Origin of the sequence: Lactiplantibacillus brownii (genome assembly GCF_031085375.1) — a bacterium.
Taxonomy (GTDB): domain Bacteria; phylum Bacillota; class Bacilli; order Lactobacillales; family Lactobacillaceae; genus Lactiplantibacillus; species Lactiplantibacillus brownii.
In genome coordinates, this window is the sequence record NZ_JAVCWF010000005.1 from 35,800 (window position 1) to 46,991 (window position 11,192).

Below are 11,192 nucleotides of genomic sequence, written 5' to 3' on the forward strand. Positions count from 1 at the left end.
AATATTTGAGACAGATTTTAAGAGACATTCAGAACCGCGTTTACCTTCCACAGCTCAAATAAATCATTAATCGCGATTAATAACTTATTTGAACCCTGGAAAGCATTAAATCAGGCGGCCATTTGGCTCGTAAGTGTTGCAATTTCAACTTGTAAGGGGGTCTGGTAGCCCAGTGAACTATGAATTCTCTTCCTATTGTAGAAAGCATGCACATATTCAAAAAGGACGGCAGCGGCAGTTTCATAATCTTCAAAGACCGGCACTGGATAAACACATTCCTTTTTGAGGGAAGCGTGAAAGGATTCCATTGGCGCATTATCATACGGACAACCCTTACGGCTGTATGAGTGGCGGATATATAGCTCAGTTAAACGTTGATTGTAATCATCGCTGGTATACTGTGATCCTAAATCCGTATGGATAATCAGGTCCCCAGTAATGGTTCGATTTTTAACCGCGCTTTCAAGGGTCTTTAAGACTAAATCAGTAGCCATCTTTTTTGAGAACGAATAGCCGATAATCCGTCGTGAGTGCAGGTCCATGATGGTTGATAAGTAACACCAGCCATCACGCTTCGTTTGAATATAGGTCATATCAGCGGTCCATTTTTGATTTAAACCAGTGGTCGAGAAATCCTGCTTAAGCAAGTTGGGACGCTGTTCAACCTTGGTTTTGGAAGCCGAAGCCGCTTTCCACTTATTGACGGTAACGGAGTGGATATCCAGTTCCTTCATGAGCCGGGAAATCCGTCGTGGACTGCACCGAAGCTGCAGTGGTTGAAGTTCCAGATTCAATTCATGGTGGATCTTCATAACACCGTATCGCTGCTTAAATTCCGCAAAGATCCGCAGAATCCGTTGTTTCAAGCCCGCATCTTCGGCCCGGCGTTTTGAAGGTTTGGGGGATCGATAACGATAATACTGAGCTCTGGAAACACCGAGGATTCGGCACATCTTGGTTACCTGGTGGTGATGGCTTTCTTGGTGAATGTAATCAAAGATATTGGTTACTTCTGCGCAAGGAAGCCCAGGGCTTTTTTTAGGATTTCGGTAGATTGTAAAATTAATCCGAACGCTGTTCGGACAAAAAAGATCAGCTTCCTTTAAAATGGTGTTTACCACAAACCCATCTTTTAGGAGCTGATCTTTTGTCTAGTATAACCTATTCCGAACGAATTAAAATCGAAACCTTTTGTGAACTAGGGCTGTCCAATATCCAAATGGGCGTTCGGCTGAACCGATCACCGTCAACAATTTCTTATGAATTATCTCGATGTCAACCTTATCAGGCTGAATTAGCACAAACAGATGCCGAATACAAGCGATCACGATGTGGTCGGAAAACTAAGCTGAGCGATGAGTTAAAGCAAAAAATTCTCAACCATTTACGTCTAAGCTGGTCACCAGGAATGATTGCTCACGAATTTAAACTAGCTACTAAGTTAGATTGTAAAATTAATCTGAATGCTGTTCGTACAAAATAAATTAGGTTCACTTCACAATGATTTTTGATTGTTTACTAACAAATTTTATAATTAATAGAACTAGCCAGGCCACAACTTAACAGTTGTGGCCTCTTTTTTGATACTGTATAATTAAAGGGTTAGAACCGTGTCATTACTTAATGACATAAGTAAGGAGATAAAAAGATGAAATATGGCTATGCGCGGGTCAGTACCACTGATCAAAAATTAGCAAATCAAATTGAGTTACTAAAATTGGCAGGAGCAGAAAAAATCTTTCAAGAAAAGTTTACCGGCACAACTACTGAACGACCGGAGTTTCAAAAATTGTTGCGCGTTCTAAAAACAGGCGATACTTTGATTGTAACTAAGTTGGATCGGTTTGCACGGAACACGCGCGAGGCATTAGCCATTATCCAAGAGTTGTTTAAAGAAAATGTCAAAGTCAACATTTTGAATATGGGCTTAATTGACAATACGCCGACTGGCCAATTAGTCTTTACAATATTTAGCGCCTTTGCGCAGTTTGAACGCGATATGATTGTCACGCGCACACAAGAAGGTAAATTGTATGCCAAGCAACATGATCCGTTGTTTCGGGAAGGGCGACCGAAAACGTATTCTGATGAACAGATCAGATTTGCTTATGAGTTGCGAAAACAAGGCATGACTTATAAGATGATTGAACGAAAGACGGGGATTAGTAAACGCACGCAACAGCGAAGGTTTAAGTCGATTTAAAAATAGGTGTTTTAAGAATTGAATGTTTAATTAATCACGTACAACGGGGATTGCCGCTTTATTAAACAGTTGTGAGAGAAATTTATTTAGGGATTTTAGGCACTATTTATACCTGTTGTGCTATTGAGGTTAGTTGTGATAAGGATTAATTTGTACTACAAAAGGCCTACTCAATTGTTAGTTGAGCAGGCCTTTTGTGGGTATTTTGATTAGAGCTATTAACCCTATGCTAATTATAAGGCTTAGCTTTCAAATGGAACATACTATTATCCAAATTATGATTTGTTAAGGTGGTGTTGTCATAGTTACTGAATTGAATCAATTGGGCAGAAACAAGAAAAATTTAACTAAGACCATGGACACCATTCAAAATTAAGGGAACGTCATCCTAAATCTATTGCCAATGGCGGGAATTGTTGATTTTTATTTATGCCAACTCGTGACCACATCTTATCATTGGATGGTATGAATGATGTTGACAGAAAAACTAGCATTAGAGACCTCCTTATTATATATAGTAAAGGATACTAAACGAAATAGATTAAGGTAGATTACAAATTTAATCCGAATTATTTGCAATTTAAAACGTAGTCTCCAATATTGTATTTAGTATGCCTCATGGGAATTCACTCTGATTTATGTGGCCCCCTTCAAATTGGAATTTGTAATCTAACATAAACGGCTTATTAATCACGCCTAACCGGCTCTTCAGGTTGTTTTTCAGGGTATATTTTTTCTGGATTTATTTTGGGGTTTTCAGGTGGAGTCTTTACTGGAAATCTTTGTGGTAATTGCTTTTTAGGCTTTTCTATTGGTATATGAGGAGTAATTTTGTTTGGGTGTTTTTCCAAAAGTGATATCATTAGCTATGCCTCCTTAAATTCTTCTTGAATGGAGTGTCGTCTTTTAAATCAGAGCGATGTTGATACCATTTTTCCGCTTGTTCCGTAGCAATTGAAATGGCCCGCTTATCGTCATAATTTTTTTCTTTAAGCGCATTTGCGATCTCAATAGCTTTTTTTCGAACCACTTTTTTCAAATTTTTCATTGATGGTGGGTAATTTTGTTCATTCCAAGGCATTTCAATAACCTCCATTCATATGATTTTAGATATGGAAAAGAGTATATAGATTATTTGTTATATATTAAATAAGATTACAGCATGTTGGTAAGCGTTGTCAAAAAAGTTGCTTTAGTTTCAACCGATAGTCACTAGACTCATATTTTAACTAAGAAATAGTATCCATGTAATTTGCCCCAAAAAGGTTTCTAATTATAAATTTCGAACTAGACATTGAATTATGATGATATTTTACGCTCTCATTAAAAGTGGTTAGGAACTTAGTTAGTGCTTCATTAACAGTCGCAGTCGTCCGATCTTTTAACCGGTATGCCCAAAGGAACCGTGATTTGCGATCGATTAAAGTTAATAAAACTGCCTTACTATGCCCACGAGGACCAACGACTGTATCTAGTTCAAAATCGCCGATGCGATTACGTTGATTAATCATCATGGGACGCTGTTCAATTGATCGCCCCAAAGATTGATTATATTTGGATCGTTGGTCAACGTTACGCCGTTGGCGTACGCCACGTTCAGGTAGATCATTCAAGGAGAAACCAATTCTCCCCTGATTTAGCCAATTATAAATAGATTTAGTAGCTAGTTTAAATTCGTGAGCAATCATTCCTGGTGACCAGCTTAGACGTAAATGGTTGAGAATTTTTTGCTTTAACTCATCGCTCAGCTTAGTTTTCCGACCACATCGTGATCGCTTGTATTCGGCATCTGTTTGTGCTAATTCAGCCTGATAAGGTTGACATCGAGATAATTCATAAGAAATTGTTGACGGTGATCGGTTCAGCCGAACGCCCATTTGAATATTGGACAGCCCTAGTTCACAAAAGGTTTCGATTTTAATTCGTTCGGAATAGGTTATACTAGACAAAAGATCAGCTCCTAAAAGATGGGTTTGTGGTAAACACCATTTTAAAGGAAGGCTGATCTTTTTTGTCCGAACAGCGTTCGGATTAATTTTACAATCTACCATTTATTCAGATCTTTATGCCAATTGCATATCAAAAAGCACTACTCATTAATTTGAGTGGTGTTTTTTTATTGTCTAATAAAATTTTGATTTTATAACGTGATATAAACGCATTTTGCTTAATTTAAACGGACAAGTATACATCTAAAAGGTGAACGTATTGTCTGAGAGCGCGTAATTATTTACTTTTTTCTTTGTTAGCATCGCTGGATTCCAAAGCCTGCATTTGAGTCGTAAGCGTATTTTGTTCAGATTAAATTAAAATTGTAAGTTACTTATTACAAGATACAAGTTACAGATTACAAGTTACTTGTAATCTGTATCTGGGTGACTCTTTTTATAGCTTCGAAGCCCACGCTTTATTATGTCATCTAAAATCTCAACCATTTTTGTATTTTCTTCGAAGGCAATTTTTCGAATATCATTGTAAAATGATTCTCTAACTCGTAATGGTTTTGTTTTTTCTTTTCGTTTAAAAGGAGAGTCGCCATCTTTTAATTGACTCTCTGCATCAATCTGATCTAAAAGACTTTTCTTTTCCGGCATATTCTACCCCTCCAACAGATTAATTCGTGATAGAGCTTCATCTAATACTACTTGATACATATATAAAGCCCTTTTGTCCCACATATCCTCATCTCTAATTCCACTTTTTCCGAAACGTTTAACACGTTCTCTTTGAAATATGTTCCCATGAAATAGGGCTTTTCCAAAGGCTTGATTAGCGGCTTTCAACACTTCATGATCGACAGGTCCGTCTTTTTTAACCAGATAGGCAATAATGCCAAGCAAATCAAATGATTTGTCATAGTCTTTTCTAAGCCCTTGAAGATAGCTTACAAATTTTAAAGAACTTGAGTAAGATTGCTCTTGAGTCTGCATAACCATAATTACGTAATCTGAGGCTAAAACGGCATTATTTGTATATGCTGATAGCGTTGGCGGAACGTCTATTAAAATATAATCATAATCATTTCTAATTTTTGTTAGCAAAGTTTTTAAAAATAGTGGTCGGTCACTTTTCTTATAATCTTCAAGCATATCAGGAAGCAAAGATAAGCTCCAATCACTAGGCATCAGATCAAGGTAATCTGTGACGTGTGCAATGGACTCAGATAAATCCAGATTCTTAATACCATCAGTTAAACTTTTGGAATTTTTTTGTTTGAATACAGGAAATGTTTTTTCTATAATTTCACTAGCATTTCCTTGTGGATCAAAATCAATTAATAAGGTTTTTCTATGGGCTTTATTTAATAGATAAGAAAAGGTTACACAAGTTGTTGTTTTTCCAACTCCACCTTTAAAGTTTCCTATCGTGATCGATGTGGTCATACAGGATCCTCCAGACTTGAACTTATTAGTTCATAGTCATTGTAATGCAACGAGCATAGCAATTCAACGTAAATATAAAGATACAAATTACAAGTATCAAATTACATGAAACTTGTTACAAATTACTTTTGTTATTTTTGCGATTTTTGTTTATAAACAAGCTGAATAGTGGTATGGTTAATTCATAAAATAGAACATAAAAAAACACCCACCGACTGGAATCGGTGAGCGCCACATAAAAGTCATCTAAGTTACTGACTATTATATCATGGCCGGTGCGATTTTTAAAGCCCTAGGGGACAAGCTGGGGTCTAAATCCAAGGGGACACGTTTGCCAGTGCGACTTCAATAAGTCTGGCTATACCACAACAAGGCTATCTGTACGGCTGGGTGGTGAATGGTGAGCGCGACCATTAACGGCGCGGGTGGTAAAACGAAGCTTCGGCTTGGTGCCATTGATTAGTTGGTGATCGAACAAAAATAAATACGTATCATCAACGCCTTCTAGGGCGTTTTTTAGTAGGCTAAACCGAAAACGTAGGTTTATAATGAGTGGTGGTAGCAATACCGCAATTGTACAGACAAGCGACGGGCGTTAACGACCGACGAACTAGGGGGAAACCTTAGCGTAGAATTGCACTCTGGTTCAGTTATTCCAAATAGCTGTTTCCAGGGAACAATTCTGCGCTCAAAACGTCACTCCCTCTAAACTGAATGGAAAACCATAACCCGTCAAGTCAAAACCAACATTAGAATCAAGAAAGTTGATGATTTAAAATGCTTGATTTAAGAGATTGTGAGATTGCTTTTACCGGACGTCTAACTACCATGACTCGGGATCAAGCTTTTAGTTTGGCGAAAGTCTTTGGGGCGAAACCACAAAATTGGGTTACGAAACAGACAGATTATTTAGTGGTTGGGTTAATTGAGACGGCTTTAGGTGAGGAGCCCATCACAAAAAAGTTATTGACGGGAACACCAACGATTTCAGAACGGGATTTTTTGGACTGGTGTCAGGCACGATTGGCGCAATGGTCTAGGAGTTTAGGCGGTTAAATTCACAAAGTGAGTTTACTGATTTTTTGGGGATTTTTCATCTAGACCACTCCTCTACTGTCAAATTTCACAAAGGCCAAATAACGGATCGTTGTTTTATCAGGGAGTGAGCGGGTTACTTGGGATAAGTCACATTATGTTAACCTCTAAACCTGTTTCTATAATATTTTATTTTTTCGATCATTTTTGACTGCATATGATCGTTACAGGAAATCGAAAATGAAAGTTGTTTTCACAATCTACCAAAAGACAAAAAATTTCCCAATTAATTGATGTTTCTTTAAATAGAGGATTGACATATTTGCAAGCTGAAGGTGGTTATCAGCATGATCAAAAGCAAGTGATTTATTTGGTGGTTCAACCGCGGAAAATTCCACAATTGAAGCAATTAATTAAAGCGATTGATGAACGGGCATTTGTGACGGTACTGGATACCCATGAAGTGGTTGGAGAGGGCTTTAGTTATCAACGCAAAAGATACCATGTTAATTGGCAGCACAGTAAAGAATAAAAATTAATAGCCGTTTTAATATGAAAAAACGGCTATAATCTACTAGTCACTGATTAGAAAATTGTTGTTTTGATCACGTAGAGCAGTTGGGTATTGAACAATAACATATGTGAAAACGGCCAGGATTCAAATTTTATAGTTTTACTATTGAGACAGCCTTGAAACCAATAGGTGTATTTTTTACAAGCCTTAAGTTTTGACAAGTATCAAGTAACTATTTTTTGAAATAATGCGGGGAAAATTATGAAACGAAATATTCAGTCTATCGGAAATACTATGCTCAGTATTATCAGTAGTACAGTTGTTGTATTATCATCTATGATTTTTTTGAAATGGGTAAGTAGTCATATTGTTGTTGCAGTTTTTCCATTTGTCATCTTTTACACGTTTAGAACAACCGGAATTTTTTTATTCGTGGCATAAGAACTAAGATAAATAGCTATATACTACTAAAACTAGCTATCTATTGTGGCCTTTTAGGTTCATTATTTGGTTTAGTTGGGGTGTCATTTTTGGAATTAGAGCTTGTTTCAGGGTTATTTCTCGGGTTGAGTGCGGCTTGGCTACCAATGGCTAACAATACTATTAATTATTATAAATTTGAAAATCATTGGTAGCGTCAAGAATCTTGTGTAAATGAAATGCCTTCGTACATATAATATGTATCTAACTTAAATAAATGATGCTTCCAAGGTGTCCTGGAGTCCTTTGAACCCTCGGTGGATCCGCTTCAGAGACTTCTCGTTATAAACATTAAACTGAGAAACCAGGAAGCGATCCAGTGAATCTTCCGTTGGAAATTGTTCTTTGTGGTGGGTGGTGCGCTTGAGATGCTTATTAAAGTTCTCAATCAGGTTAGTGGCGTATAGTGATTGCCGGATAGCTGGTGGAAAGTCCATGAAAGTGAGTAAATTCGGCATTTTAAGCAGATCTTTGATTAATTTGGGATAGGTCTGTATTGTGAAGCCAGTCGACGTTGCTGGAAAGCTTGAACCTGTTCATTGACGGCTTTAGTCATGTTGGAAACCGTGGCTTGGGAGTAGTGAGCACCGTACATTTTCTCAATGAGTTCGGCAATTTCAGCAGTGGTAATTCCCTTGGTATACAACTGAATGACCGTTGTTTCTAAATTATCACTGTGCCGACCGTAGGCTGGCAAGGTATGATTTTCAAACCGGCCATTGCGATCTCGAGGAATGGTTAAGTTAAGTTGGCCGTACTTCGTATCAAACGAGCGCTCATAACTGCCGTTGCGGTTATTACCAGTGTTAATCCCAGCGTATGAGTAGCGTTCGTAACCCAAAAACTCTGCCAATTCGGTTTGAAGCAGCTGGTTAATCGCAATTTCGAGGTGGTGACGAAAAACTTCGTCCAAATCTTGCTTTTGGGCTAGTGCAGCGATAATTTCTGTGGTAAGTTCATTCATGGGGAATGCCTCCTGTGATGTTTTCTGTGGTTACTAAATATCATAAGGGAAGGCATTCCCTATTTCTATACAATTCAGAAATCTTTTATGCATTTACACAAGATATTTTACGCTCTCTTAAATCAATATACAGTAAAGAAGTATTAAGCATATCAGACTAGTTTAAGCCTTATCAGCCGAGAATGAGTGATGTTGATATTGCCGAAGTACGTGATTAAGCCGGCCAAAGCCATTGAATTAATTATTTAATAAATTGTTTATTTGTTTGTCTACTAATGATATAATTAAGCTAGATGAAGGAGGTATCAAGATGAAGATTATTACTTTTACTGCTATCAAGGGTGGTGTTGGTAAAACAACCTTGACTTTAAATTATGGTGATTGGTTAGCCAAACATGGTAAGAAGGTTCTATTAATCGATTTAGACCATCAGTGCAATTTAACAACCGTTTTTGAAAAGACACGACGAAACAATACCATCGCTGAAGCGTTTAAAGAAAATGACAATGCTCAAAAAGTAAAAATTGACAGTGTCGGACCGAATCTAGATTTAATAGCCGGTTTTATAGACCTAGATGTTTTAGGAAGTTATCTAGAAAATAACAGTAACAAAGAAATGATGTTGTTCATGTGGGTTAAAAACAACTCTGATTCATTAAGCTTAACCGACTATGACTATATCTTAATTGATACGCACCCAGATTTTAGCACCATCACTAAAAACGCTATTGCTATCAGTAATTACCTGCTTAGTCCCATTACACCCAGTGAACATGGCTACAATGCCAAGTTTGACCTAGAAACACGACTCGAAAAATTCAGAAAATCACTTTTTGATTATCGAACTGGCGAAACTTACGTTGACGCAAAGCTTTTCTTTATCGGTAATATGATTAGACATAATACAAGCATGTCTCGCGATTTGCTAAAACACATAGAAGGCGATGAAACAGTCGCAACTATATTTCCTGAAAGAGAGCTCTTTAATAAAGCTACTGCAAGACACGCTTCAATATTTGAATTAGCCAATCATGATGAATCCATTTTAAAGCAAAATCAAAAGTTCATAGAACACGCCGATCATCTTTTTCAAGAATTAGCAAATAAAACCAAGTAAGGAGAGTTAGATTATGAGTTTAGATTCATTCAATCATAAAAAAGACGAAGAAATGAGAGAAAGTTACGAAACTACATTGAAAGACAACAAGAAAGATGCAGTCGCATTTTTGAAAAATATCAGCCGAAAGGAAGTAGAGCGTAAGCGATCAGTTACCTTCTCAATTACTGAAAGCCAACTAAAAAAAATGGATACGGCTGCCCGAAAAAACGGATTTAAAAATCGTTCAGAATTCTTAGCTTCAATCATAGATGCAATTTAGTAATTAAATAAATAATTAATCAAACAAGCAAATTCACAATTTATTTGTTTGATTAATTTGCGCTTAGGTAAAAGCTAGTAAAGTGCACTGAACCAAATACGGTTGCCTGTAAGTAAGCGCTATGCTAGACTAAGATTAATTTGACAACCAAATAAAGAGATCAAGCTAAACAGAAAAATCCCCGATTCACGAGGAATCGGGGATTTTAGGTTTAACAAGTAGCTAATAGAGAGCTACTTAGATTCAGACAATTTAGACCGCCAAGTTAAAATCGTCTGAACATTGTTCTTAATTTGTAGGCTAATTATACCGCAAACCAGTCCTATGGGACAAGTGAAGGATAGTTAAAAACAAATTAAATCCAATGGACTAAGTAGCTAACCAATGCTATTTAGTCCATTTTTGTTGTTAGAAATTAAAAAAGTTGCCGTATAGGCAACCCGAATAGACACATGCCGGTGAATTTACAAAGCCGATCACGTCCAATGTTCGCTTTGTAATTCAGTTAAAGCATATCAGATTTGTATTTTAAAACAAGTCAGATGTTTTAGCAACTCTCTTTTAAGACGGCCTGTGTCAGTTAAGAAAGGGAGCTTTTATTATGGATCAATCAAACTTTAACTTTACAAATGCTAAAAGAGCCTATGAAGTAAAGTTCTACGCTTTGCCGCAGATCTTACTCCAAGGAGAAAAATATAAGGATCTTAGCGATAGTGCCATTTTACTTTATTCGGTGTTACGCGATCGTCTAAGTTACTCACTAAGCAATAATTGGGTTGACGAAAATAACAACGTATATTTCATATACACAAACAATGAACTAAAAGATTTACGAAACTGGTCAAATAATAAAATCAATAAGATTAAACACGAATTAATGGACGCAAACCTTTTGTATCAAAAACATATGGGTTTTAATCCAAGATCAGGCAAAAACGAACCAAATAGATTATATTTGGCAGATTTGGAAGTAACAGCAAAAGACGTTTATATTAAGCGAGAGCCAATAAAATCGCCTAAACCCCTTGGTACAAGCGGACTTCTCAAAAAGAGAAACCCGTATGATACCGTTGAACCCCTTGGTACAAGCGGACTTCTCAAAAAGAGAAACCCGTATGATACCGTTTCTGATACGTCTGAATCTCTTGGTACAAGCGGACTTCTCAAAAAGAGACAAGATCTAGACTATACTAATAATATAGATACTAATAGATATAATATAGATACTCAAAAG

The 11,192-nt window shown here is 36.9% G+C and carries 11 protein-coding genes and 3 pseudogenes; 7 read left to right on the forward strand and 7 right to left on the reverse strand.

Annotated features, from left to right (window positions below; all coding sequences use genetic code 11):
- Nucleotides 1-110 precede the first annotated feature (110 nt).
- On the reverse strand, nt 111-1,121 hold the full coding sequence (locus tag RA086_RS15125; protein ID WP_308704584.1) for an IS3 family transposase: 1,011 nt from the start codon (nt 1,119-1,121) through the stop codon (nt 111-113).
- 26 nt (nt 1,122-1,147) lie between these two features.
- Between RA086_RS15125 and RA086_RS15130 the strand changes: the two are divergent.
- Nucleotides 1,148-1,441, forward strand: a pseudogene (locus tag RA086_RS15130) (transposase); the annotation flags it as partial.
- A 207-nt stretch (nt 1,442-1,648) separates the two neighbouring features.
- The gene (locus RA086_RS15135) at nt 1,649-2,203 is read left to right on the forward strand and encodes a recombinase family protein (RefSeq protein WP_020923829.1); all 555 of its coding nucleotides are present in this window, start codon (nt 1,649-1,651) and stop codon (nt 2,201-2,203) included.
- A 686-nt stretch (nt 2,204-2,889) separates the two neighbouring features.
- Here RA086_RS15135 and RA086_RS15140 read toward each other — a convergent pair.
- The 5 genes and pseudogenes from RA086_RS15140 to RA086_RS15160 all read right to left on the reverse strand — a co-directional run bounded on the left by RA086_RS15140 (nt 2,890) and on the right by RA086_RS15160 (nt 5,586).
- Nucleotides 2,890-3,066, reverse strand: coding sequence for a hypothetical protein (locus RA086_RS15140; protein WP_179291136.1), 177 nt, complete (start codon nt 3,064-3,066; stop codon nt 2,890-2,892).
- The gene (locus RA086_RS15145) at nt 3,066-3,284 is read right to left on the reverse strand and encodes a DUF2188 domain-containing protein (RefSeq protein ID WP_010579558.1); all 219 of its coding nucleotides are present in this window, start codon (nt 3,282-3,284) and stop codon (nt 3,066-3,068) included. The genes RA086_RS15140 and RA086_RS15145 overlap by 1 nt, the downstream gene beginning before the upstream one ends.
- Before the next feature lie 232 nt (nt 3,285-3,516).
- Nucleotides 3,517-4,152, reverse strand: a pseudogene (locus RA086_RS15150) (IS30-like element ISLpl1 family transposase); the annotation flags it as partial.
- Between the two features lie 405 nt (nt 4,153-4,557).
- A complete protein-coding gene (locus tag RA086_RS15155) occupies nt 4,558-4,797 on the reverse strand; it encodes a hypothetical protein (RefSeq protein ID WP_011669001.1) in 240 nt (79 codons plus the stop codon).
- 3 nt (nt 4,798-4,800) lie between these two features.
- On the reverse strand, nt 4,801-5,586 hold the full coding sequence (locus RA086_RS15160) for a ParA family protein (RefSeq protein ID WP_308704586.1): 786 nt from the start codon (nt 5,584-5,586) through the stop codon (nt 4,801-4,803).
- A 777-nt stretch (nt 5,587-6,363) separates the two neighbouring features.
- Here RA086_RS15160 and RA086_RS15165 point away from each other — a divergent pair.
- Together RA086_RS15165 and RA086_RS15170 are read left to right on the forward strand one after the other, a co-directional pair.
- On the forward strand, nt 6,364-6,642 hold the full coding sequence (locus RA086_RS15165) for a BRCT domain-containing protein (protein ID WP_020923847.1): 279 nt from the start codon (nt 6,364-6,366) through the stop codon (nt 6,640-6,642).
- 292 nt (nt 6,643-6,934) lie between these two features.
- Complete coding sequence (locus RA086_RS15170) at nt 6,935-7,153, forward strand: YitT family protein (protein ID WP_261975450.1); 219 nt, start codon at nt 6,935-6,937, stop codon at nt 7,151-7,153.
- Between the two features lie 671 nt (nt 7,154-7,824).
- Here the strand turns inward: RA086_RS15170 and RA086_RS15175 are convergent.
- Nucleotides 7,825-8,579: pseudogene (locus RA086_RS15175) on the reverse strand (transposase).
- Nucleotides 8,580-8,889: 310 nt separating this feature from the next.
- On the opposite strand from RA086_RS15175, the gene RA086_RS15180 reads away from it, so the two are divergent.
- The 3 genes from RA086_RS15180 to RA086_RS15190 all read left to right on the forward strand — a co-directional run.
- Entirely contained in the window at nt 8,890-9,696 is an 807-nt protein-coding gene (locus RA086_RS15180; protein ID WP_105924146.1) for a ParA family protein, read from the forward strand.
- 13 nt (nt 9,697-9,709) lie between these two features.
- A complete protein-coding gene (locus tag RA086_RS15185; protein ID WP_002825834.1) occupies nt 9,710-9,958 on the forward strand; it encodes a ribbon-helix-helix domain-containing protein in 249 nt (82 codons plus the stop codon).
- A gap of 601 nt (nt 9,959-10,559) precedes the next feature.
- Nucleotides 10,560-11,192 (forward strand): replication initiator protein A (locus tag RA086_RS15190; RefSeq protein WP_308704587.1); only part of this gene is annotated, 633 nt, incomplete at its 3' end.